Origin of the sequence: Hymenobacter guriensis (assembly GCF_015773195.1) — a bacterium.
In the GTDB taxonomy this organism is placed as follows: domain Bacteria; phylum Bacteroidota; class Bacteroidia; order Cytophagales; family Hymenobacteraceae; genus Hymenobacter; species Hymenobacter guriensis.
The window spans coordinates 37,786-62,579 of the sequence record NZ_JADWYK010000012.1; the positions used below are offsets into that span (position 1 = coordinate 37,786).

A 24,794-nucleotide genomic window follows, 5' to 3' on the forward strand; every position below is an offset into this window, starting at 1 on the left:
GGGGTTTAGCAACGTATGGCTGACCTCCCGCCCGATCTTACGCCCCTTGCCCAACTGCTGGCCCGCAAAACCAACGCCGAGCTGCTGTACATGGCCCAGCAGGCCCACCGCTACCCCCCGGAATTGGGCCAGGGGGCCGTGCGCGAGCTGCAGCAGCGCGGCCTGATTCCACTGGAGCTGCCCGAAGCCGGGCCGCCACCAGTTACCCCAGCCCCCGAGCCTACCGGAACGTGGCTGGGTCTGCTCTGGCAGTTGCTGGGAGGCATATTCCGGCCCCGGGCAGGCTACTATATTACGCCCCTATTGCTGCTGGGCAACCTAGCCGTGTTCGGGCTGATGGCGGCCAGCGGGGTACATGTGTGGGAGCCAACCGGCAAGGAGCTGGTGGCCTGGGGCTCCAACTTTTCGCCCTTGGTGCCGGAGCAGCCCTGGCGGCTGGTTTCTTGCTTGTTTCTGCACGCCGGCCCGGCTCACCTGCTGCTGAACCTGGGCGCCTTGCTGCTGCTGGGGTTGCTGGCCGAAGACAAGGTAGGCTCCAGGCGCTGGCTCCTGGCGTACCTGGTGAGCGGCGTGGGCGGCAGCCTGGTCAGTTTGTGGTGGCACAGCCGCGGCATCAATTCGGTGGGGGCTTCGGGCGCTATCTTCGGGCTGTATGGCCTGCTACTGGCCCTGCTGCTCACCCGGACGCTACCTGTTACCCGCGAAGACCGGGGCGGCATTATCGGGCTGCTGCTGTACTTTGCCCTCAGCAGCCTGTTGGGAGGCCTCGAAGGGCCGAACACCGATAACGCCGCCCATATTGGCGGGCTGCTGACGGGTATTTTCGTGGGCTTCGTGCTGGCGGCCGTTTCGGGCAAGCCAAAGTCTGATACACTGTCGGCAGAGTAAGGCTATAGGCCTGCTACCGTTCTTTCCGTAAGTTACCCTGGCTGCGCCGGCTACGCTGGCAGGCTTTTTTCACGCTTTTTTCTGCACCCGTATGGCTGACGCGCCCCTTCCGCCCACCAACGACGACGCTCCGCTGCCCGAAAAAGGCCCCTCGCGCCTGCGCCGGGCCGCGCAGGCCGTGAGCCGGGCCGCCCGCCTGCCCTTCGACGGGCTGGGCTACCTCTACCGCACGGGCCAGGAAAACAAGCACTTCACCCTGCCGGTGCTCAATGGGGCTTTCGGCGACCAGCTGGCTTCCCGCCACGACCCGCGTGCCATCCGCCTGAGCTTCCGCCGCCACGATGCTGATGTATCCGTGAGTCAGCTGCGCCTCTCGGCCGAGCGCCGCAAAACCGTGGTATTCCTGCACGGCCTTATGGGCGACGAGTACATCTGGCAAACCGGCCCCGAGCCAGCGGTGCGATACGGCCCGCGCCTGCAGCAGGAGGTGCCGGTGCATTGCCTCTACGTGCGCTACAACACGGGCCTGCACATTTCCGAGAATGGCCGGACCCTGCACCACCTGCTCGCGGAACTGGTAGCCGCCTATCCTGAGGCCACCGAGGAACTGGTGCTGGTAGGCCACAGCATGGGCGGCCTGGTCATTCGCTCGGCGGGGCACTACGCGTCGGTGTCAACGAAGCATGAGGAAGCAGGTAGCTCCGGCTCAAATGAGGAAAGCCAACCAGCAACCGAAAACCAGGAACTGACAACTGACAACTCGCCACTGACAACCAGCAACTGGCCCAGCCGCCTGAAGTCCGTATTTCTACTTGGAGTACCGAATGAAGGGTCGTTTCTGGAGCAGAACAGCCACCTCACGTCCACGGTGCTGCGCAAAATCAACCTGCGGCCCACGCGCTTTATCAGCGGCCTGCTCGACAAACGCAGCAACGGCATCAAGGACCTGCGCCACGCCCGGCTGGTGGACGAGGACTGGCTCAGCCCCCACGCCGACGACCTGCTGCCCCCGCGCACGGTGGTGCCACCCCTGCCGGGCGTGCACTACCACGTGCTGGTGGCTTCCGTGCTGAAATCCGTGGGCTCGGCCCTGGCCGACTACTTCGGCGACGGACTGGTAGGCACCGGCAGTGCCCGCGGCACCATCTTCGGCGACCCCGCTTTGCCCCTCGACATCTACGTGAGTACCCGCACCTTTGCCCAGCAGCACCACGGTACGCTGCTGGCCAATGAGGAGGTGTATCAGTACCTGCGGGAGCAGGTATAGTATGTCATTCCGAGCAGCGCGAGGAATCTGGGCTCATTACTGTAGTGCTAACCCAGATTCCTCGCGCTGCTCGGAATGACAGCTTAGCTTACTTTCACCTCCCCGAACCCCGCCGGAACCACCACGCCCGGCAGCGTCAGGCCGGTTTCCGTAGTTACCGGCATTGCTTCGGCAGTCTGGCCGTCTACCACAAGCGTATCGACGGCGAAGGGTACACCGTGGAGTATTATCTGGCAGGTTTGATACGTGGGCTGATAGTCGCCCTCGATTTTCTGGCGCAGCGTCAAGGCTTTGCCAGTGCCCGACACGGTGAACCGGCGGGTGGTGCGCTGGCCTTTCTCGTAGCCGTAGCCTTCGCCACCGTCGTCGTAGAGCACGCTCAGGGTTTCGCCTTCGGTGTAGTACACGTGCAGGGTAAGCTGCTCCACGGTTTGCTGGCCCACGTACTGCATCAGCGGGTACATGGGCACTACGGCGCCGGCACGCACAAACAGCGGAATCCGGTCGAGGCCGGCGCTGGCCCACACTTCGGCGCCCCCGGTTTTGGGCTCGTCGGTCCAGTAGTAGAACCACTCGCCACGGGGCAAATACATCCAGCGGCCATCGGCCCCGGTCTGGGTGATGGGGCACACCAGCAGATGGTCGCCGAGGCTGAACTCAGCCATGCGCAGGTAGGTGTCGGTATCGTTCTGGTCGAGGAAGGCCAGGGGGCGCAGCATGGGCGTGCCCTCCGTCACGTACTGCCAGAAGGTGCTGTACATATAGGGCAGCAGGCGGTAGCGCAGCTCAATAAATGACTTGGCCAGCGCCATGTACTGCTCCCCGAACGACCAGGGCTCCTGGTCGCCATGGTCGCCGGAACTGTGGGTGCGGAAGAACGGGTGGAAGGCGCCCAGGGCCACCCAACGCACATACAGCTCCCCGTCGGGCGTGTCGATGAAGCCGCCAATGTCGGACCCCACGAAGGAGAAACCCGAAATACTCAGGCGCTGGCACTGGATGTTGGCCAGCCAGAGGTGCTCCCAGGAGGCAATGTTGTCGCCGGTCCAGCCGGAGGAGTAGCGCTGCCCGCCGGCGTAGGTGCTACGCGTGATGGTAAAGGGCCGGTTGGGGTAGGCAAAGCGCTTCACACCGTCGTTGGTAGCGCGGGCCATCTGCATGCCGTAAATGTTGTGGGCCTTCTTGTGGGTGCCGGGCTGCCCGTCGTAGTCGAAGCGCACGTCGTCGGGGAAGGTGCCTTTCTCGAACACGGCGGGCTCGTTCATGTCGTTCCACACGCCCTTCACGCCGGTTTCCTGAATCAGGCCCTTGAACAGGCCGGCCCACCACTCGCGCACGTCGGGGCGGGTGAAGTCGGGGAAGTTGCAGAGACCAGGCCACACCGAGCCTTTCATCAGCGGCCCGTCGCCGCGGCGGCAGAAGTAGTCCTTTTCCAGCGCCTCGGTGTACACCGGGTAGTTGGGGTCAATCTTGATGCCGGGGTCGATGATGACAATGGTCTTGAAGCCGTCCTCGGCCAGCTCCCGCACCATGCGCTGGGGCTCGGGGAAGTGCTGGGGGCTCCAGGTAAAGCACCGGAACCCATCCATGTAGTCGATGTCGAGGTAGATGGCGTCGCAGGGAATCTGCCGGTCGCGGAAGCCCTGGGCTATTTGCTTCACGTTGCTCTCGGGGAAGTAGCTCCACTTGCACTGGTGGTAGCCCAGGGCCCAGAGCGGGGGCAGCTCGGGCGTGCCCGTGAGGCGCGTGTATTCCTGGGTGACTTCGAGCAGCGTGGGGCCGTAGATGAAATAGTAGTTCATTTCCCCGCCCATGGCCCAGAAGCTGGTCACATCGGCGCGCTCGGCCGCGAAGTCGAAAAACGACTTAAAGGAGTTGTCGAAAAAGATGCCGTGGGCAATCTTCTGGTGCAGCTCCAGGTAAAACGGAATGTTCTTGTAGAGCGGGTCGGAGCCTTTCACGTAGCCGTACGTGTCGGTGCCCCAGTTGCAGTAGCGCTTACCGCGCAGGTTCATGTTGTCGGGCTTGTCGCCGAGGCCGTAGTAGTGCACCCCGCTCTGCACCTGCTTGCTCATCTTCACGATGTCGTTGCCGGTTTCGTACTCGTACTCCCAGTGGAAGCCCTTTTCGTCGGCGGAAAGCAGCGTGCCCGAGCGGTCCAGGATGCGCACCCCGGCGTTTTCCTTGCTGATGGTGCAGATCAGCCGCTCGGTGGTGATGCGGAAGTGGTCGGGCTTTTCCTTGAACTCCAGAAACTCGATTTCCCGGCGGGCCTGCTCCGGCGGAATGGCGTAGCTGAAGTCCTCGGTGAAGCGCCCGTCGGCGGCGTAGCGGAAGCGCAGGATCTTGTCGGTTACCACGTACAGGGCCAGCTGCACCCCGTTGTCGCACTGAAACAAAAAGCCCGTATCGGTGGTCTGACAACTTACAACCCGGCCGGGGAAAAGCTCCTGCTTTCGCGCCGCCAGATCGTTGATCATGTAATTGTTGTCCTGAATATTGTCGGCCATGAAGAGGAAGTAGGGCAGCTGAAAAAAAGTCCGGCCAGGCCGGACGAGCAGAGTTTACCGTGCAAGGTAAAAACGATTAACAGGATTTTTCTCCACTATTCGCCCGCTAAAGCGCAAACTTGCCTAGGATGCTCCACGAATACGGAGTTTATTTGGCTTCCTGTTTAGCTTGCTGCTCCGACTATGAAGGTACTATTGCTTGGCTGGGACGAGCCGCAGAACGCGGAAACGCCCGCCCTTACCTCACTGGCCCTCACGCAGGCCCTGGCCCCCGATACCGCTACTGTGCTGCTGCCCACCCTGCCGGCGGATGCGGCCGATTTTCCCGCTTCGGCTGAAGTAACGGGCCTGGGCAACCTCTCGATGTCGGAGCTGCAGGCCGCCGTAGATGCTGCCCGTGCCTCGGCGCCCCAGCGCGGCGCCTGGCAGGCGCCTGTCTCGCCCTACATCGGGGCCAGCGAAGCAGCGGCTCCTGCGGCAGCCGGCACGGTATCTGCCGCCCCCACGGCGCAGCCCGCCCTGCTGGTGGCCGATGCGTTTGAGGCCGAAGGCGGGGAACCAGCCACCGATGAAGCTGCCGACCTGAGCCAGCCCGAAAACAACCTGAGCATGCAGGTTGAGGTCGAAGCAACTCCCGAAACGGAAGCCGCGCCGGAAACGGCTGCAGCTGGTAGCTGGCTGCCCGGAGCAGCCGAACGGGCCACCCCTGACGAAGCCCTGGCTGTGCTGCGCAATCCGTCCGACGTACCCGGCGACCTGAACTTCCGCGTGATTCAGTACGCGCGGTTTGCCACGCCGCTGGCGCTGAGCAAGCCGTTTGAGGTGATTTATGCCGGCGACTGGCCCACGTGGCTGGCGGCGCTGGAAATCCGGCAACGCACGGGCTGCCCCCTGGTTTTGCGCGTCGATTCCCTGGCCCAGGACCGCCCCACCGCCGACGACCGGGGCTGGGCCCAGGCCCTGGAGCGGCTGGCTTTGCGCCGTGCCGATGTCATTCTCACTTCTTCTGAGGACCTTTGCCACCGCGTACGCCAGCTTTACGGCATCCCGCTGCGCCGCATGCGCGTGCAGCCGGCCCACACTGATGCCGCTGAGGTTGCCCGTACCGTGCGCGACACCCTCACGGAGCTGGCCGCTTCTGCCTGATTCCTTTTTGATTTGTATGACTCCTGAACACACCTTCGACGCCGAGCTGGAACTGGATGCGGAAAGCGGCGGCGTGTTTGCCCGCATGCCCTTCAGCGTGCCCGACACCTACGGCGTACGCGGCCTGCTGCCCATTCACGCTACCATCGACGGCTTTCCCTACCGCGGCAGCCTCACCCCTCTCGGCGACGGCACTCACGCCCTGCTGATTCAAAAGCAGATCCGCAACGCCATCAATAAAACCTGGGCCCAGACGGTGCACATCACTCTCTCCCGCGACACCGAGGAGCGCATCGTCACCGTACCCGACGACCTGGCTGCTGCCCTCTCCCGCGCCGGCCTGCGTCAGCGCTTCGACGAGCTTTCCTTCACCCACCGCAAAGAGTTTGTGCAGGGAATTGAGCGCTCCAAGAAATACGAAACCCGCCTGCGCCGCATCGATGATGCCGTGGAGCGCATAGCTGCCGGTCGCAAGCCGTAACAGAGCTTACCCAAACGGACATTCCGAATGAAAGCGACGAAGTTGAGGTAGGCCTTTCCGCCACTAGCTTCGTCGCTTTCATTCGGAATGTCCGTTTACTGTGCTACCCTACCCGCTGCAGCACCAGGGCCGTGCGGTTGGTCACATAGAGGCTGAGCTTGCTAACGCCGTCTTCCTGGAAGGTTTCATACAGGAGAGAGTCGTCTACGCGCTGAAAGCCGCCGAACCGGGCATCATCGGAGTTGAGGATGATGCGGTAACGGCCGGCCTGGGGCACGAAGAAGCGGTAGTCGGGCACGCTGCGGTCCACGTGGAAGCTGAACACGAACACCAGCCCGCCCCGCTCGAAAATCATGACCTGGTTGGTAGTGTCGATGTTCAGCTCCCGGGCCGGGCCGGCGGCCAGCAGGCGCTGGGCCCGGGCCGTGGTTACCATAGCTTTATCAAAAGCCTGCAGGTACTGAAACTTCAGGTCGGGGTTGTCGGCCAGGCTCCACTGGCGACGGGCGTAGTGGTGGCTCCAGTTGTTGCCCTCGCGGGGGAAATCGACCCACTCGGGGTGGCCAAACTCGTTGCCGATAAAGTTGAGGTAGGCCTCCCCGCCCAGGGCCAGCGTGATGAGGCGGATGAGCTTGTGCAACGCCACGCCCCGGGCCACTACCGGGTCGGGGTCGTCCTTGTGCATGTGGGTGTAGATGGCCGCGTCAATCAGCCAGTGGGCCAGCGTTTTGTCGCCTACCAGCGCCTGGTCGTGGCTTTCGGCGTAAGCCACGGTTTTCTCGCCGGCGCGGCGGTTGGTGAGAGTCCACCACAGGTCTCGCAGGTTCCAGTCCTCGTCGCGGGTATGCTTGAGTAGCTTGATCCAGTAATCCGGGATGCCCATACCCAGGCGGTAGTCGAAGCCCACGCCGCCCTCGGCCAGGGGGCGGCAGAGCCCCGGCAGGCCGCTCATGTCCTCGGCTATCAGCAGGGCGCTGCGCTTGAGGTCGCGCACCAGCGTGGCCGCCAGCTGTAGGTACAGAATGGCGTCTTCGTCGGCTTCGGGCCCAAAGTACTGGTCGTAGTGCCCGAAGGCCACGCCCTCGCCGTGGTGCTGGTAGAGCATACTCGTGACGCCATCAAACCGAAACCCATCGAAGTGAAACTCTTCCAGCCAGTAGCGTAGGTTGCTGAGCAGAAACTGCTGCACCTCGGGCCGCCCGTAGTCGAACAGCTTGGAGTCCCAACCGGGGTGGTTGCCGCGGGCGCCTTCGTGAAAGTACTGCCCGCCCGAGCCGTCGAAGTCCGCTAGCCCTTCGGCTTCGTTTTTTACCGCGTGAGAGTGCACCACGTCCAGCAGCACGGCCAGGCCCCGGTTGTGGGCTTCGTTGATGAGGTACTTCAAATCTTCGGGCGTACCGAAGCGGGAAGATGCGGCAAAGAAGTTGGCCACGTGGTAGCCGAAGGAGCCATAGTAGGGGTGCTCCATCACGGCCATCAGCTGCAGGCAGTTGTAGCCCAGGGCTTGCACGCGCGGCAGAATGTGGTCGGCAAACTCCCGGTAAGAACCCAGGCGGCCCTCCTCCGTGGCCATGCCCACGTGGCACTCGTAGATGAACGGCTCCCGTACCACGTTTGGGATACGGAACTTCTGATCGGTCCAGGCAAAGGGCTCCGCGCGCCACACCTGGGCGGCAAAGTCCTTGGTTTCCTCGTCCTGCACGGCGCGGCGCAGGGTGGCAGGCAGGCGGTCTTTGCCGCCTTTGGCGGTGCGCACGTGCACTTTGTAGCGGCTGCCGTGGGTGAGGCGGCCGGCGTATTCCTTGTCAGGCAGGAAAGCTTCCCACACGCCATCGGCGCCGCGCTGCAGAGGCGTGGCCTCCCGGTTCCACTGGTTGAAGTCGCCAACCAACGACAGCGCCTCGGCGGCCGGGGCCCACTCCCGGTACCAGTGGCCCCGGCGGCGCGCATCGTAGTTGAGACCCAGGCGCTGATGAGCGGTGGCAAACTTGCTGAGGGAACCGTACTGCTGGGTGATTTCGGCGAGGCGGGCCTGGAGCCGTTCCTGCCGGGTCCGGAGCACGGGCTCGTAGGGAGCCAGCCAGGGGTCGTTTTCGACGAGCGTCAGGTGCGGCGTTGCGGAAGCGGCGGCGGTGGAGTCGGGCTGCATAGCGGTTCGGGGTTTAGCCCAAAGCTACGAGCCCCGGCGAATTATAGCCGAAATTGTTCAGCTGACCAGCCCGGGAGGCATCGGGAAAGGAATGGGCCGGTTGTGTTACAAAATGATTTGTCACACAACCGAATGTAACACATGCAAGACTTGCCCCCGCCCGTCGTTGCACCACCCCGTTGCGGCCAGGCGAGCGGGCGAGGGCCGTGGATGGGCCGTTGGCCGAGAGTAGCGCGAACTTTGTAGTTCGCGCTACTGTGTGCTACTGGCAGCCGAACCCGGGACGGCGCGGGGACGGGTTTCCGGTCGGAAATGTACCTTCGCCTTTGATGAAACGACACGTTCTGCCCCTGCTGCTGGCAGCGCTGCTGGCCTGCACCACTGCGCCCCCTACTACCACGTCTTACCCCACGGCTGCACTGGCCCTACCGGTTCCGGCAGCAACGCCGGTGGTTACCCGGCAGGCTATGGTGGTATCAGCGCACCCGGAGGCCTCGCGCATTGGAACGGAGATACTACGCAAGGGCGGCAATGCCTACGACGCGGCCGTGGCCGTGCAGTTTGCCCTGGCCGTGGCCTTGCCAGCCGCCGGCAACATTGGAGGCGGCGGCTTCCTGCTGTACCGCGCCGCCGATGGACAAGAAGGCGCCCTCGATTTCCGCGAAACTGCTCCGGCAGCTGCCACCCGCGACATGTACCTTGATGCGCAGGGGAACGTGGTGCCGAACCGCAGCACCCTGGGCCACCTGGCCGTGGGTGTGCCGGGCACGGTGGCGGGTATGGTCGAACTACACCGGAAGCTGGGCAAGCTGCCGTGGAAGGACGTGGTGCAGCCGGCCGTAGATCTGGCCGCCGATGGGGTGAAGCTTACGGCGAAGGAAGTGGCCGGATTGAACAGTCAGCGGGATGCGTTTGCCAAAGTCAACCCATACAACGCGTATCTCCGGCCGGCCATCTGGAAGGAAGGTGATGTGATGAAGCTGCCGGAGCTGGCCGCCACCCTGAGCCGCATTCGTGACCAGGGCCGGGCCGGGTTCTACGAAGGCCAGACGGCTGAACTACTCGTGGCCGAAATGCAGCGCGGCCGGGGCCTCATCACCCGGCAGGACCTACTCAACTACCAGCCCAAGTGGCGCACGCCCCTGCACGGGCAATATCGTGGGCACGATGTGCTGACGTTTCCGCCGCCCAGTTCCGGGGGCGTGGCTTTGCTGCAGATGCTGCAGATGCTGGAGCCCTATAATCTGAAAAAAGCCGGCTGGCACTCGCCCCAGGCTACGCACTGGATAACCGAGGCCCAGCGCCGCGTGTACGCCGACCGCGCCACCTACCTCGGCGACCCGGACTTTGGCCGGGTGCCCGTGCCTCAGCTGCTCGAAAAAAGCTACAACCAGCAGCGCATGGCCTCCACCCTACCCTACCGCGCCACGCCCAGCGCCCAGGTAGCGGCAGGCGCGGGGTTGCCCGGGTATGAGTCGGACCAGACCACGCACTACAGCATTGTGGATGCCCAAGGCAATGCCGTAAGCTGCACAACTACCCTCAACGGCGGCTACGGCAGCAAAGTGGTAGTGGCCGGGGCGGGCTTTCTGCTCAATAACGAAATGGACGACTTCAGCAGCAAGCCCGGCACGCCCAACTCCTACGGGCTGGTGGGCGGCACGGCCAACGCCATCCAGCCCGGCAAGCGTATGCTTTCCTCTATGACGCCGACTATCCTCACCAAAAACGGCAAGCTCGCGCTGGTAACGGGCACGCCCGGCGGCAGCACCATCATCACCTCGGTGCTGCAAAGCATTGTGCACGTAATCGACTACGACATGAACGCCCAGCAGGCGGTAGCGGCCCCGCGCCTGCACCACCAGTGGCTCCCCGACCAGATTGAGGTGGAAGCAGGCGCCCTGCTGCCCGTTGCCCAGGATACCCTCCGGGCCCGCGGCTACGTGCTGAACCCGCGCGGCGGCTGGGGCCGGGTAGATATCATCCGGGTGCTGCCCAACGGCCAGTTGGAAGGCGGCGCCGACCCCCGCGGCGACGACGCAGCGCAGGGCTATTGATGGGTTGTTCCGTCTGTTATCCTGAGCATTCCGCACATTAAGCGGCGACGAAGGACCTGCCTCTGATGCGTAGCCAAAGCTTGTAAAATGCTCAAAGCCCTTTTCCGACGCATGGAAAAGGGCTTTGAGCATTTTTAGACTTTCGTGCAAGGTAAGGAAAGGTCCTTTACTGTGCTTCGTCTCTGGTTGAGACACAAAGTTTTCAGGACGGCAGTGGGGTTTCAAGCCTGAATACCTCTACGACATCTTCAGGTTACCGGCGGCGGTTACCAGCAGCTGGCCGAGGTGGCGGAGCTGGTCGCCAAAACCGTCGTGCAGATTAAGAGCAGAGTGGGAGGCTTCTTCGCCCAGCTGCTGCAGGGTGTGGGCCGCAGCCAGCTTGTCGCCGTTCTGGAGCTGGCTGCGCAGGTTTTCTACGTTGGTGTTGAGGCCGCCGGAGCTGGTGTGCTGCCAGGCATCCAGAGCTTCCATGATTTCGGCGCCGCTGAGGTGGCCGTGGTTGATGCTGTTGCCCAGCGCGTGATTGGCGGCTTCGAGGCGGGCGGCGTGGTTGGTTCCGTGGTCCATAAGGCGGGAGAAGGCAGAATGCGTACGTGGGAAGTGTTTTTCTTCTTTACGCCGGGGCGGGGCGGGCCGTTGCGCCGGGCGCAGGCTTTTCAGCAGGGTGCTATCTTGCCCCCTCACACTTACGCTCCCCAACTACGCCAAATGGTGTAGCTTACTATGCCAACACCGGCCCCTTTCCCTACATTAGACCCCGCATGACGAAAGCCGTTTTCATTGCTACCGCCGAGCCGTACAGCGGCAAATCCCTTGTGGCCCTGGGCCTGGTGAACATGCTGCTGGGCCAGGCCCGCAAGGTGGGCTACTTCAAGCCCATCATCGACTACGACCCAGCCGTACACCCCGACCCGCACATCGACACCATCACTCAGTACTTCAAGCTGCCGCTTACTTACGCCGATACCTACGCCTACACGCGCCCCGAAGCCCTGCAGCTGCTGGAAACCGATAACCAGGGCGAGCTGATTGACGCCGTGATTCACAAGTTCAAGCAGTGGGAAGAAGCCTACGACTTCACGGTGGTAGAGGGCAGCGACTTTCTGGGGCCAGGCACCGCCATTGAGTTCGACGCCAACGTGTCCATTGCCAAAAACCTGGGCGTGCCGGTCATTCTGGTCGTGTCGGGCGAAGGCAAAAGCACGGCGCAGGTGGTCAGCTCGGTGCTCACGCTGCTGCGCACGTTTGAGGCCCGGGAAGTGCCGGTGCTGCTGGCCGTAGCCAACCGCGTGGCCCCCGAACAGGCCGCCGACGTGCAGGCCCTGCTGCGCGCCCAGCTGCCCGAAGAAGTACTGCTGGCCGTGATTCCCGAGGATCCGCAGCTGCGCCACCCCACCATGCGCGAAATCCACGCCGGGCTGGGCAGCAGGCTGCTGTTCGGAGAAGCCGGGCTGGGCAACCAGGTCGATAACTATGTGATTGGGGCCATGCAGGTGCCCAACTTCCTGAACTACCTCAAGGAAAACGTGCTGATTGTGACGCCCGCCGACCGGGGCGACATCATCGTGTGCGCCCTGCAGGCCAACCAGTCGGCCAGCTACCCGCGCGTGGCGGGCATTGTGCTCACGGCCGGGGCCGAGCCCGACGAGCCCATCATGCGCCTGCTCGAAGGTTTGCCCAACGTGGTGCCCATTCTCACCATGCCCACCGGCACCTTCGAAACCGCCACCCGCGTGGGCGCCATCAAGTCGCGCATCACCCCCGACAACCCCAAGAAGATCCAGCTGGCCATCAGCACGTTTGCGCGGCACGTAGCGGTGCAGGCCTTGGAGGAAAAGCTCATCAGCTTCCAGCCTGAGGGCATTACGCCCCACATGTTCCAGTACCGCCTGCTGCAGTGGGCCCGCCGCCAGCGCCGCCACATTGTGCTACCTGAGGGCAACGACGACCGGATTCTGCGGGCCGCCGCCCTGCTCCTGCATCAGGAGGTGGTGGACCTCACCATTCTGGGCAACCCCGCCGACGTAGCGGCCGCGGCCAAGCGCCTGGGCGTGCAGCTCCCGGCCGGGCATGTGCGCGTCATCGACCCGGTAAACTCCGAGTACTACGCCGACTACGTGGAAACCTTCTACCAGCTGCGCAAAGACAAGGGCGTGAACCACGACATGGCCCGCGACCTACTGCGCGACGTGTCGTACTTCGGCTCGATGATGGTGTACAAGGGCCACGCCGACGGCATGGTGTCGGGGGCGGTGCACACCACCCAGCACACCATTCGTCCGGCCCTACAGTTCATCAAAACCAAGCCGGGTGTGTCGGTGGTATCGTCGGTGTTCTTTATGTGTTTGCCCGACCGAGTGGCGGTGTTCGGCGACTGCGCCGTGAACCCCAACCCCACCGCCGAGCAGCTGGCCGAAATTGCCATTTCCTCGGCTGAAAGCAGCCTAGCCTTCGGCATTGAGCCACGCATTGCCATGCTCTCCTACTCCTCCGGTACCTCGGGCGCCGGAGCCGACGTTGAAAAGGTGCGCCAGGCCACTGAGCTGGTGCGCCAGCGCCGCCCCGACCTGAAGGTGGAAGGCCCTATCCAGTATGATGCCGCTGTGGACCCGCTGGTGGGTCGCCAGAAGCTGCCCGGCTCCGAAGTGGCCGGCCAGGCCAGTGTGCTCATCTTCCCCGATCTGAACACCGGCAACAACACCTACAAAGCGGTGCAGCGGGAAACCGGCGCCCTGGCCATCGGCCCGGTGCTACAAGGTCTCAACAAACCCGTCAACGACCTCAGCCGCGGCTGCACCGTGGACGACGTTTTCAACACCGTCGTGATTACAGCTATTCAGAGCCAGTTGGGGTGAGATAGTTTGGGCTTTGCGTTCTGATAGGTTTCAGAGTATCAAAATTTCATTAAGGACTAAACTTGATAGAAGCAGGACACTTCAAATTTGCATGTCAGCCCGCCTGATATAAAACACATACTATAGTATTTACTTTATTATATACCCTTTATGATTAAACATTTCATTGAAATACGTTAAGATTTCAGGCCTCATAACTAAACATTTTTTCAGATGCGAATTTAATGCAAAAATCAGAAAAGCAAAGTTTGCTGCTGCTCTAGATTCGTATTCACCAAACTCAAGAAACACCCATTCATATTCATTTTTAGCATCATCTTTGATAAACTCCGGAAACAATTCTATTGAGCCAAGTGATTTAACACCATTAACATCAATTATTTGAGCTTTTACAACTACACCCTTATCAACAATACAGATAATATTGGGCACAAATTTGCACTCTGTGTTGATCAACAATGTTTTTATATCATTGATTTGAAAATCATTTGAGCTAACAAACACAATAAATTTAAATAAAGGGTTTTTATAAGGCCTTTTATCACTGGAATCGAAAGTAACTCCACCTCCCGCATTTAATGCAATGTCTTGACTTATTTGCCCAGGCTTTGTATCTGCTCTTTTTAGTTGTTCGTATATATTTTTTGTTGATTCAACAAATGATTCAACATATTTTTTACCAGAGTAATATGTTGATTTAATTTCTCCAAAACAATACACTGATTCATACGGGAAATACTCTGTTCCATTTTCTGATGTAAATAACACAGGCGAACCACTATTATCTGCAATTATTAAATCTAATTGACTACTTGTACTCAAACTTTCATCAACAATATGACCCTGACTCACATAATACTTTATTGGCAATTTTCTCCTTATCACCCTACGAACGGCATTTTCAACTTCATCTCCCGAAGCATCTATGTCTTTCGTTTTGTGCAGTACTTTGCTTTTTTGCCTTGAGCTAAGAATCTCTTCAACGTCCTGTTTGAGAATCTCTGTTATTTCTAATTTAGGTAGTTTTCCCATTTATAACTGCTCTTAACCTCTGTATTGACGAAGGTAGCAAACATAGGCAATACGAATATGATTGGTCGGATTGCCCAAGTTACATACTCAGGTCATACATTGGTGCAGGCGCCGGTTGTCCCGGGCTCCATGCGTGTATACTTCGGTAATTTTGATGCTGCTATGGCCGAACAGATTCTGAACGGCCTAACAACGGCCTAACATATGCTAGGCAGCCAACCCGCCTCTACTCGGCCAGCTGCGTACTTTGCAAACCTAAATTCATCTTTCCGGCTGCCGTAGCTTCTTTCGTTCCTGGAAGAGCAGCGCGCGGAGAAAGGCACTACTCTATTCCATGCACATCTTCGTCATCAACTCCGGCAGCTCTTCCATCAAGTATCAGCTGTTTCGCTGGCCCACGGAGCGGCCCTTGTGCAGCGGGCTGGTAGAGCGCATCGGTGCGGAGCAGGCTACCATCACCCACAAAGTATTCGCGCCGGATGCCCCGGATACGCCGGCCGCTGAGCAGCGCCTCACCTTGCTCCTGCCCAACCACGAAGCCGGCCTGCGGGAAGTGGTGCGCCTGCTCACGGCCGCTCCGAATGGCGTGATTCAGGACCCGGCCGACATTGCCGTGGTGGGCCACCGGGTGGTGCACGGTGGGGAGGCGTTTGCGGCTACCACACTCATTACCGGGGAAGTGAAAAGCGAAATCCGGCGGCTGTTTGCGCTGGCCCCGCTGCACAACCCGGCCAACCTGCTGGGCATTGACGTGGCGGAGCAGCTGTTTCCGCAGGCCCGGCAAGTGGCAGTGTTCGACACAGCTTTTCATCAGACGCTGCCCGAATACGCCTTCCGCTACGCCCTGCCGGAGGCGCTATATACTGAGCAGCGCATCCGCAAATACGGCTTCCACGGTACCAGCCACCAGTACGTGGCGGCCCAGGCGGCAGCGTACCTGGGCCGGCCCGATGCCCGGCTGATTACGGTGCACCTCGGCAACGGCTGCAGCGTGGCGGCCGTGCGCGCCGGGAAATCGTTGGATACCAGCATGGGCTTCGGCCCCCTGGCCGGCCTGGTGATGGGCACCCGCACCGGCGACCTGGACCCCTCCGTGCTGCTGCATCTGCTGGGGCCGCTGGGCTATTCGCCCGAGCAGGTGAGCACGCTGCTGAACAAGGAAAGCGGCATGCTGGGCCTCACCGGCCGCAGCGACATGCGCGACATCGGGGCCACCCTAAGTGCCGGCGACGCCCGCGCCCGGCTGGCCTATGACCTCTACGCCTACCGCATCCGCCAGTACATTGGGGCCTACGTGGCCGTGCTCGGGGGGCTGGATGCCGTAGTATTTACGGCGGGCGTGGGCGAAAACGACGCGCTGGTGCGCTGCCTCGCGTGCCAGGACATGAGCTTCTTCGGGCTGGAGCTGGATGAAGAGGCCAACCAGCAGCGCATTCCCGGCCTGCGGGAAATCAACCTACCGGCCTCGCAGGCCAAGATTCTGGTGGTGCCCACCAACGAAGAGCTGGAAATTGCCCGCCAGTGCGCGGCGCTGCTGGCCGAGTAGCGGAACGCTGGCCGCCTGCACCTCCGTGTAGGTGTCATGGACGTCATGCTGAGCGCAGCTGAAGCATCTCTACCGCTTCGTCTGCACTGATTCAACGAAGCGGTAGAGATGCTTCGGCTGCGCTCAGCATGACGTTCTATTTTAATACTTGCTTTACTAGCGTTTCCCTATTTCCTGAAACCACGTGCGTAAACTCCACGAATGGCTGCGCCGCTACCTGCCCGCCGAGCTGCTCTCGGTGGTGGCTACGCTGGCGGGGGCAAGCCTGAGCTGGCAGCTGGCCCCGGGGCAGGAGCTGCGGGCGGCGCTGGCGGGCACCTGGGCCGGCAACGTGGCGTACTTCGGCTGGCTGCTGGCGCAGGATATAGTGCTGGCCCGGCGCCAGCTGCGGACGCAAGGCCGCTCCTACTCCTGGCGCAGCTTTGGGCGAAACGTGCGGGCCCTGGCCGTAGAGTTTGGCGCGGCCGAGCTGCTGGACAGCTTCCTGATCCGGCCCGCTCTCATGCTGTGGCTACCGCGCTGGACGGGCAGCCGCACGGGTGGCATCCTGCTGGCTAAGCTCCTGGCCGACGTAACCTTCTACGTGCCGGCCATCATCAGCTACGAACTGAGCAAGAAGCGGCTGCGTGATTTTGGCAGAAAGTAAGCACGGGCCGGACGTCGTTGCTGGCATTGACAGCTTATGGTTCCGTCTCTAATTCAGCCCACCAACCGTCCGGGCAAAAGCACCTCAAAGCCGGCCGGCAAGCTGACTCTCCGCCGGGGGCAGATAAAACAAGTACTATCCCATTGAAACTGATTTGCGCTTTCGTCTTACGGCACAATCCTATTTACGCACCCATAGTCGAGCTTGGTGAAGAATGCATGAAGAAATAATTGCATTTTCTTCTTTACTCTGGAGGAAATTCATAATATTGAATCCCTTCTTCCGTCCTATTTAACCCCCACCGTCGACCTTCACTTTATATGACTGATGATGAACTTATTGAACAGAAAATAGCAGAAATAGCCGCCACCGCCGATGAGTACCCCGCTGTTGTAATTATCCATCATGTGCCCACCCAAACGGTGCGCTATCTTTCCAAATGGGGCCTGCAGCTGCTGGGCGCTACCCTGGACGAGCTGATGGCATTGGGGCCAAGCTTCTCCCCCACCTACTTCAACGCCGTGGAGTCGGATGAGTACATGGCCCGCGTGTTTCATCTTATGTATGAAAACAACGTACCCGAGGTGCATACCTTTTACCAGGAGGTGCGCACTACGGAGCGGGAAGGCTGGAGCTACTACCTCACCTCCATGCGCCGGCTGCTGGTAAATGACCAGGGCAACCCCCTGCTGGTGATGGGCCTGGCCGTGCCGCTGCACCCCGAGAACCACTTCGCCACGAAAGTGCAGCGCCTGATTGAGGAAAACCAGTTTCTGCGCCAGCACTCCTCCCTGTATTCCACCCTCTCCAAGCGGGAGCGGAGCGTGCTGCGCCTGCTGGCCCTGGGTAAAAGCGCCCCGGAAATAGCCGAGGAGCTGTGTATTTCGGAGCAGACGGCTGCCACGCACCGTCGCAACGTGCGCCAGAAGCTGGGCGCCAATACGGTGTTCAAGCTGGGCCAGTACGCCCGGGCCTTCGACCTGATCTAAAGCAACCTAGGCTCTCCGGCTAAGCAAAATTACCTACATCCGGGTATTGTGCTGGGTGGGAAAGTGATGGAACTTCGGCCTTTTGTTTCACTTCTCTTTTCACATCTATGCGAACTTTTACGCGACTATGCTCTACCAGATGGGTGGGGCTGTTGTTTTTTCTGCTGCTGCCTGGCTTGGTGGCAGCACACCCCGGAGAAGGGGTGGCACCGGGCGTACACCGGGTTGCGCCCCCAACCATTTCTTCGTTTACGCCCAGCAGCGGAGCCGCCCGCACTACGGTAGAAGTGACAGGCACCAACCTGAACAATATTTCCGGTATTGCCATCAATGGCGTTGCCAACACGGCCCCTTTCATCACGGATGGCACCGGCAACTATGTTTCTTTTAGTGTGCCGAACGGTGCCACCACCGGCCGTATCACTATCACCACTTCGGGTGGGACAGCTACTTCCGCCACTGATTTCGTGGTAGAAGCTTCCGGTGTGCCGGCCATTAGCAATCTGGCGCCAACCAGTGGCCCAGTAGGCACCCAGTTTATCATCACGGGTACCAACTTGGCCAGTGTCGATCAGGTGTTGTTTGGCGGGGAAATATCCGCCTCGTTTACCCACGATTCGCCGACCCAAATCACGGCTACGGTACCGGCCTCGATTGTACCTGGCACCTATGATGTGACCATCAGCGGCCCTAATGGCTCCGATACGGTTTTCAGTGGCTTCACCATCACCAATGCCAGCCACTCCGTAACGTCCGTTAATCCGGCTAGTGGATCTGTGGGCACCAACATCAGCATTTTCGGAACAGGCTTCGTGGGGTCTACGGCCGTGTACTTTAATGGTGTGTCGGCGAACTTCAGCGTAGAAAGCGACGAAGGAATTACGGCGCAGGTCCCCACCGGCGCTACTACCGGCCCCATAACCATTACTACCCCCAGCGGCACTGCTACCAGCCCCGGTAATTTTACGGTGACGGTGAAGACGCCTCCCACGGTTAGCAATGTCTCCCCGGCCAGTGGCCCCGTGGGAACTCAGATCATTATTACGGGCACCAACCTGAATACCATTCAGCAGGTACTCTTCATTCCGGGTACGGGAGCGGCATTCACTATCAACTCCTCCACCCAGATTACCGCCACGGTGCCGGCTTCGCTCTCAACGGGCAATAAGAGCCTTATCCTGAGTGGCACACAGGGCTTTGTCAATGTTCCGGGCGGCTTCACCGTTACCGCGGCCACTACGCCCTCCATCAGCAACTTCTCCCCACAAAGCGGTCCGGCGCAAAGCAACGTCACCCTGTTTGGTGCGGGCTTCACCAACGCCACGGCCGTGCAGTTCAACGGGGTAGACGCGAATTTCTTCAACGTTATTAGCGATAGTGAGATTTTCACTTCCGTACCTGAGGGTACCTCCAGCGGCCCAATTACGGTGACTACCCCCAACGGCACGGCCACCAGCAGCATCAACTTCACGGTAGTAGGCAACCCAGTGGTGTATTCCCTTTCGCCCGAAGAAGGGCCAGTGGGCACGACGGTCGTCATCACGGGCGAAAACTTCACGGCGGGCTCGTTCGTGACCTTTGGCGATGCCGTAGTAGCCTCCCGGGTAGTTAACTCCTCTACCAAGATTACGGCGACGGTGCCGGCCGGCGCCACCACTGGGCCCGTGGGCGTAAACACCGGCGGCACAACGGGTTTTAGCCCCGGAGTATTCACGGTAACGGCATCTCCCGCGCCTACTTTCACCTTTTTCAGCTCGGGCAACTCCGGGCCCCTGCTGGGACGAATCAGCCTGACGGGCACCAACCTCAAAGGTGCTACGCTAATTACCTTCAGCGGCACCAGCAACAATACCGTAGCCGGTCCCTTCACTACCACTGCCGATGGCACCACCATCAGCAACGTGCAGGTACCACTGGGCGCCATATCGGGGCCCGTTACCATTACCACGCCGGGCGGCACCAGCAACAGCCAGACTTACACCGTTATCCGGGACCTGGTTATCAGCGGCCCCGGCACGTACGGCGTAGACGAGGGTACCTACCGCACGGTAACCATCCGGAACGGCGGCACGGGCATGATCCTGGGAAATGGCACCACCATAGAACAGTCGTTCACGGTTGAAAATGGGGGCCGAATGGAGCTGTACATCGGCGAGAATACGCCTATCGTTGGCCCGGGCACCTTTGAAGTACAGGCCGGCGGTATTCTGGAAATTTACTACGACGGCATTTACAAGACCGGGGCAAAAGGCGTTATTCAAACGGCTACCCGTATCTTCTCCACGGATGCCATCTATGAGTTCGAAAACATTGCGGACGTAAGCACCTTCACCGGCACCGGGTTGCCATCTACTGTGCGCAGCCTCATCATCAGCTCCGGCAGAAAAGTTATTCTCACTCAGCCGGTTTCTATTCGCCGGGAGCTGCGCCTGAACTCAGGCGCCCTGGACCTGCGCGACAACCGCCTGACCCTGCTCAGCGACGCCACGGGCACGGCCCTGATTGTGAATAACGGGGGCACGATAGAAAACAATGGCCAAACGCTTGAAATCCAGCTTACCGTGCAGCGCTACATCGACCCCAGCCGGAACGCCGGCTTGGGCTACCGCCACCTGAGCGCGCCCGTCAGCAACGCTACGGTGGCTGATTTTGGCAGCGGCGGCACCACGCCCAAGGTGAATGAGGAATACAACACCTCCCCAACCCCCGGCAAAGAAACGCCCTTCCCCACCGTTTTCGGCTACGACCAGTCGCGGCTGGCATCGGCCACCAACGACCTGGCAGCGTTCAGCAAAGGCTGGGTTTCGCCGGCTTCTTTGGAAGAAGCACTGCCCGTGGGCCGGGGCTTCTCGGTGAACACACCCGCTGCCCAGACGCTGAAGTTTACCGGTACGCCCAACGAAGGCACCAAAACCCTGACGCTGGTCCGCAACGCCGGCCCCACTGCCGATGATGCCGGCTGGCACCTGGTCGGCAACCCCTACCCTTCGCCCCTCGACTGGAGCAAGGTAGCCGCCGCCGACCGCTCCAACCTGGACGCCGCCATGTACGTGTTTGAAAGCACCAGCCGCTACGGTGGCGAGTACCGCACGTATGCCAATGGCGTGGGCGGCAACCCGCTGATTGGCCTGGGCCAGGGCTTCTTCGTGCGCGTGACCAAGGGCCAGACCAGCGGCTCGCTCACCTTCCGCAACACCCAGCGCGTAACGAGCTACGCCACCCAGGCGCCCGTGCGTCGCGGCTCCGACGATACCCGCCCCCTCGTGAAGCTGACGCTGGGCACTGAGCAGAGCACCAGTCAGGATGCCCTGTACCTGTATGCGGAAGCCGGCGCTACCGCTGGCCTGGATGCCGGCTTCGACGCGGCCAAGCTCCGCAACACCTCGGGCCTGAACCTGGCGGCGCTTACCCAGGCAGGTGAAGAGCTGGCTATTCAAGGTCTGCCGGCCCTGACGGGTAACGTGCGCATTCCGCTGCTGCTCCAGGTGCCGGCCGCGGGCACTTACCTGGTGCGCGCCCCGCAACTGGCCAACCTGCCGGCGGGCACGACCATTTTCCTGGAAGACGCCACCACCAACCAGCGCATGGACCTGCAGGCGGCCAATGCCTCCTACAGCTTCCAGGCCGATAAAGCGCAGACTCTGAACGGCCGCTTCTGGCTGAACCTGAGTTCTAGCAGCCCGCTGGCTACCCGGGGCGGAGCCCTGGCCAACGCGCTAGCCGTGTACCCCAACCCGGCCCGTACGCAAACGACCGTGCTGCTGCCGGCCGGCAGCAAAGCGGCTACCCTCACCCTGCATGATGCCCTGGGGCGCGTAGTGCGCACAACCACCATGCCTGCCGGCGGAGGTGCCGCCACGGTTCTCCTGCAAGGGCTTTCTGCGGGCGTGTACCAGCTGCAGGTGCAGGCCGGCACCGAGCAGGCAACCCGCCGCCTGGTGGTAGAATAGCTTTGTCGGCGTGGCCCTACAGTCCGGTTTCCTCCCTGGGCTGTAGAGCCACGCTTCTCCATGTCTCACTTCTCGTTTTTACTACGCATGAAAAGTTATATCCTGAAAGGAATGCTGTTGCTGGCGGTGCTGCTCTCAGCTCAGCTTACCTGGGCCCAGAGTGATACGCCCCCGGAAGGTGGCCCCATGCCCGACGACCCCACGGCCGTACCCATTGATGGCGGAGCCTCGCTGCTGCTGGCAGCCGGTGTAGGTCTGGGCGTTCGGCAGCTGCGGCGCAAGCGCCTGAAGTAGCCCAGGCTGAGCACGGTGGCACCCTCACGCCGCTGCCGCGAAAACCATTGCTGCAAAAGCCCCGGATGCTTGCATTCGGGGCTTTTCTTTGTGGGGACATCTGCCCTCTCTTCGTACTACATGAAACCTCCTTCCCTGCCCGTTCTCACCCTGAAGTCGTTTCCGCAGGGGCGGGCGCGGCGGCCGTGGTACCTGGAGCGGCTGGCGCAACACGTGGCCAACTTTCCCGGGGTAAGCCAGCCCCACGCCCACAACTTTTACCTGCTGCTTTACGTCACCCACGGCCACGGCACCCATACCATCGACCTGGTAAGCTACGCGCTGCAGCCCGGGGCGCTGTTTTTCATGACGCCGGGGCAGGTGCACCACTGGCAGTTATCCGACGATGCTCAGGGCTACGTGGTGCTGTTTGAGGCCGACTTCTACCTGTTCCGCTACCCCGGCAGCCGTCTGTTCGACTACCCGTTTTTCGACCACCGCCACGCCCCGGTTGTGTACCTACCCGAGGCCGAAACCGACATTCACTGGCTGATGGAACGCATATGGCGGGAAAACACGCACCCCGCCCCGGCCCAGGACGAGGTATTTCGCTCCTGTCTGCACCTGTGCCTGGAGCTGGCCGCCCGCCACTTCCCGGAAGCGCCAGCCTCGGCCGAGCCGCTACACGCCCAGGAACTGCTCCGCGCCTTTGGCGCCTTTATCAATCAGCATTTCCGCACCAACCGGGCCGTGCAGTACTACGCCGACCTGCTCCACGTTTCGCCTAACCACCTGAATGCGCTGTGCCGCCGCCACCTGGGCAAAACCGCCAGCGCCCTCGTGCAGGAGCGCGTGCTGCTGGAAGCGCGCCGCCTGCTGCGCCACTCCCCGGCCACCGTGGCTCAGGTGGCCGATGCCCTGGGCTTCGAGGACGCCTCTTACTTCAGCCGCTACTTCCGCCAGCACACCGGCCACACGCCCGAAGCTTTTCGGCAGCAGCCCTAGCCGCGGGCCGCGTTGATTTGTGCTGCACAAACCCGCAAATAGCCCTTACTCCCCTCGCCTGCGTAGAGTAATTTTGTTTCACTGCTATTCAGGCAGCTTGCTTATGGAAACTACTGATTCTACGGTTCTGGCTATTCTGCAGCAGCGCTGCCCGCGCTGCCACCAGGGCCCGCTTTTCTCGCATCCGGCCATCAGCACCAAGTTCACCGAAATGCCTGAGCATTGCCCCGTGTGCGGGCAGGCCTACGAGCCCGAGCCCGGCTTCTACTGGGGCGCCATGTACATCAGCTTCGTGTTTTCGACGGGCATTATGCTGGTCATAGGCTTTGCGGTGTACTTCCTGCTCAACGACCCCGACACCTGGGTGTACATCCTGAGCGTGGCGGTGGCCTCCTTGCTGTTCATGCCGTTCTCGCTGCGCTATTCCCGCACGCTCATGCTCTACCTGTTTGGCGGCGTGCGCTACGACTCAGCCCGGGCCCGTTCCGGAAGCTAGCCGGCGGCTGATCCGGCAGCGGGCTTAGGAAAAAAGCGGTATGTTTCGCCATGCCCCGCTTTTTTCCTTTTCTCCTGGCCGGTTTGCTCAGCCTACTGGCTTCCTGCCATTCGGCCTACGACAACATCACCGACTGCGCCCCGGCCGCGCCTGCCGAATACACTATCCGGCACCCGCAATGGGCCGATTCGGCCAGCATCTACGAGGTCAATATCCGGCAATACACCCCGGAGGGCACCTTCAAAGCGTTTGAGCAGCACCTGCCTCGCCTGCAGCAAATGGGGGTAGGCATTCTGTGGCTGATGCCGGTGCAGCCCATCGGGCAGCTCAACCGCAAAGGCACTCTGGGCAGCCAGTACTCCATCCGCGACTACCGTGCCGTAAACCCCGAGTTCGGGACGATGGACGACCTGCGGCACTTGGTAGCCGAGGCCCATAAGCGTGGCATGCACGTGATTCTGGACTGGGTCGCCAACCACACCTCCTGGGACAGTCAGCTGGCCCGGCAGCACCCCGAGTGGTTTACCAAAGGCCCGCAGGGCCAGTTTGTGCCGCCTGTTTCCGATTGGCAGGACGTCATCGACCTGGATTACTCCAAGCCTGAGCTACGTCGCTACATGCAGGAAAGCATGGCCTACTGGGTGCGAGAAGCTGACTTCGACGGCTTCCGCTGCGACGTGGCCGGCCTGGTGCCCATGGATTTCTGGGTGCAGACGCGCCAGGCGCTGGAAAAGCAGAAGCCCATGTTCATGCTGGCCGAGTGGGACGAGTTGCACAGCCCGCCCTTCCTCAAGAAAGGCGAGTTCGACCCCAACACCGGCATGCTGGAAAAGGCCTTCGACGCCACCTATGCCCTGCGCATGCGCTACCTGCTCGACAGTATCAGCCGCGGCCGGCAGCCGCTGGCGGCCCTGGATGCCTACCGCGCCGTGGAACGGAGCCGCTACCCGGCCAGCGCCTACCTCATGTACTTCACCAGCAGCCACGACATCAACAGCTGGGACGGCACCGAGTATGAGCGGCTGGGCAAAGATGCCCTGCCCCAAGCCGTGCTCACGGCCCTGCTCCCGGGCATCCCGATGGTGTACAGCGGCCAGGAAGCGGCTATGAAAAAGCGCCTCCGCTTCTTCGATAAGGACACCATTCCGTGGCGCGACTACCCGCTGCAGGATTTCTATACCAAGCTGCTGCAACTGAAAAGACGCCACCCCGCCCTGCGCAACGGCGACGCCTGCAGTCAGTTTGCGAAGCTGGAGGATGGCAGCCCGAAAGTGTATGCCTTCCTGCGCCGCAAGGCCAAAGCAGCCGTACTCACGGCCGTAAACTTTGATAGTCAGCCCCACGAACTGGCGCTGGGCATCGTGGCCCCGGGCGTGTATCGGGAGCTGTTCAGCGGACAGGTGCTGCGTATGGGCGCGGGTTCGAAGCTGCTGGTGCCCCCGCACGGCTACCGCGTGTATGAGCGCCTGCCCGATCCGCCCCGCCAGGGACTGTGGTAGCGGGT

General features: G+C 61.3%; 18 protein-coding genes. 14 read left to right on the top strand and 4 right to left on the bottom strand.

The annotated features are described in order from the left end of the window. The first annotated feature begins 15 nt into the window (after positions 1-15). Together I5L79_RS17315 and I5L79_RS17320 are read left to right on the top strand one after the other, a co-directional pair. A complete protein-coding gene (locus I5L79_RS17315) occupies positions 16-888 on the top strand; it encodes a rhomboid family intramembrane serine protease (RefSeq protein ID WP_196956331.1) in 873 nt (290 codons plus the stop codon). Between the two features lie 91 nt (positions 889-979). After that, positions 980-2,155 carry an esterase/lipase family protein gene (locus I5L79_RS17320; RefSeq protein WP_196956332.1) on the top strand — a complete coding sequence of 392 codons (1,176 nt, stop codon included), beginning with the start codon at positions 980-982 and terminating at the stop codon, positions 2,153-2,155. Between the two features lie 83 nt (positions 2,156-2,238). Here I5L79_RS17320 and I5L79_RS17325 read toward each other — a convergent pair whose 3' ends face one another. Then, positions 2,239-4,665: a glycoside hydrolase family 31 protein gene (locus I5L79_RS17325; RefSeq protein ID WP_231403178.1), complete on the bottom strand. Its 2,427-nt coding sequence runs from the start codon at positions 4,663-4,665 to the stop codon at positions 2,239-2,241. 183 nt (positions 4,666-4,848) lie between these two features. Between I5L79_RS17325 and I5L79_RS17330 the strand changes: the two genes are divergently transcribed. Both I5L79_RS17330 and I5L79_RS17335 read left to right on the top strand, forming a co-directional pair. Further along, positions 4,849-5,811 (top strand): glycosyltransferase, encoded by a 963-nt coding sequence (locus I5L79_RS17330; RefSeq protein WP_196956333.1) that lies wholly within the window; start codon positions 4,849-4,851, stop codon positions 5,809-5,811. Positions 5,812-5,827: 16 nt separating this feature from the next. Next, on the top strand, positions 5,828-6,292 hold the full coding sequence (locus I5L79_RS17335; protein ID WP_196956334.1) for a YdeI/OmpD-associated family protein: 465 nt from the start codon (positions 5,828-5,830) through the stop codon (positions 6,290-6,292). A gap of 103 nt (positions 6,293-6,395) precedes the next feature. Here the strand turns inward: I5L79_RS17335 and I5L79_RS17340 are convergent, their stop codons facing one another. Beyond that, positions 6,396-8,441 (bottom strand): alpha amylase C-terminal domain-containing protein, encoded by a 2,046-nt coding sequence (locus I5L79_RS17340; RefSeq protein WP_196956335.1) that lies wholly within the window; start codon positions 8,439-8,441, stop codon positions 6,396-6,398. A 329-nt stretch (positions 8,442-8,770) separates the two neighbouring features. Here I5L79_RS17340 and ggt point away from each other — a divergent pair, with 329 nt between their 5' ends. Continuing rightward, positions 8,771-10,498, top strand: a complete 1,728-nt coding sequence (gene ggt / locus I5L79_RS17345) for a gamma-glutamyltransferase (RefSeq protein WP_196956336.1) — start codon at positions 8,771-8,773, stop codon at positions 10,496-10,498. A gap of 237 nt (positions 10,499-10,735) precedes the next feature. On the opposite strand, the gene I5L79_RS17350 is transcribed toward ggt, so the two are convergent. Beyond that, positions 10,736-11,065 carry a hypothetical protein gene (locus I5L79_RS17350; RefSeq protein ID WP_196956337.1) on the bottom strand — a complete coding sequence of 110 codons (330 nt, stop codon included), beginning with the start codon at positions 11,063-11,065 and terminating at the stop codon, positions 10,736-10,738. 194 nt (positions 11,066-11,259) lie between these two features. Between I5L79_RS17350 and pta the strand changes: the two genes are divergently transcribed. Next, a complete protein-coding gene (gene pta, locus I5L79_RS17355) occupies positions 11,260-13,353 on the top strand; it encodes a phosphate acetyltransferase (protein WP_196956338.1) in 2,094 nt (697 codons plus the stop codon). 129 nt (positions 13,354-13,482) lie between these two features. On the opposite strand, the gene I5L79_RS17360 is transcribed toward pta, so the two are convergent. Then, the gene (locus I5L79_RS17360) at positions 13,483-14,385 is read right to left on the bottom strand and encodes a DUF6602 domain-containing protein (RefSeq protein WP_196956339.1); all 903 of its coding nucleotides are present in this window, start codon (positions 14,383-14,385) and stop codon (positions 13,483-13,485) included. A gap of 334 nt (positions 14,386-14,719) precedes the next feature. Here I5L79_RS17360 and I5L79_RS17365 point away from each other — a divergent pair, with 334 nt between their 5' ends. From I5L79_RS17365 to I5L79_RS17400, 8 genes are all read left to right on the top strand, one after another. Beyond that, the gene (locus I5L79_RS17365; protein WP_196956340.1) at positions 14,720-15,931 is read left to right on the top strand and encodes an acetate/propionate family kinase; all 1,212 of its coding nucleotides are present in this window, start codon (positions 14,720-14,722) and stop codon (positions 15,929-15,931) included. Positions 15,932-16,115: 184 nt separating this feature from the next. Continuing rightward, positions 16,116-16,577: a hypothetical protein gene (locus I5L79_RS17370; protein WP_196956341.1), complete on the top strand. Its 462-nt coding sequence runs from the start codon at positions 16,116-16,118 to the stop codon at positions 16,575-16,577. 320 nt (positions 16,578-16,897) lie between these two features. Further along, positions 16,898-17,566, top strand: a complete 669-nt coding sequence (locus I5L79_RS17375; RefSeq protein WP_196956342.1) for a response regulator transcription factor — start codon at positions 16,898-16,900, stop codon at positions 17,564-17,566. Positions 17,567-17,673: 107 nt separating this feature from the next. Continuing rightward, positions 17,674-21,516 carry an IPT/TIG domain-containing protein gene (locus tag I5L79_RS17380; RefSeq protein ID WP_196956343.1) on the top strand — a complete coding sequence of 1,281 codons (3,843 nt, stop codon included), beginning with the start codon at positions 17,674-17,676 and terminating at the stop codon, positions 21,514-21,516. A gap of 87 nt (positions 21,517-21,603) precedes the next feature. Beyond that, positions 21,604-21,810, top strand: a complete 207-nt coding sequence (locus I5L79_RS17385; RefSeq protein ID WP_196956344.1) for a PID-CTERM protein-sorting domain-containing protein — start codon at positions 21,604-21,606, stop codon at positions 21,808-21,810. 120 nt (positions 21,811-21,930) lie between these two features. Further along, positions 21,931-22,794, top strand: coding sequence for an AraC family transcriptional regulator (locus I5L79_RS17390; RefSeq protein WP_196956345.1), 864 nt, complete (start codon positions 21,931-21,933; stop codon positions 22,792-22,794). A 103-nt stretch (positions 22,795-22,897) separates the two neighbouring features. Further along, positions 22,898-23,290, top strand: coding sequence for a DUF983 domain-containing protein (locus I5L79_RS17395; protein WP_231403179.1), 393 nt, complete (start codon positions 22,898-22,900; stop codon positions 23,288-23,290). Positions 23,291-23,340: 50 nt separating this feature from the next. Further along, positions 23,341-24,789, top strand: a complete 1,449-nt coding sequence (locus I5L79_RS17400; protein ID WP_196956346.1) for an alpha-amylase family glycosyl hydrolase — start codon at positions 23,341-23,343, stop codon at positions 24,787-24,789. The last annotated feature ends 5 nt before the right edge of the window (positions 24,790-24,794 follow it).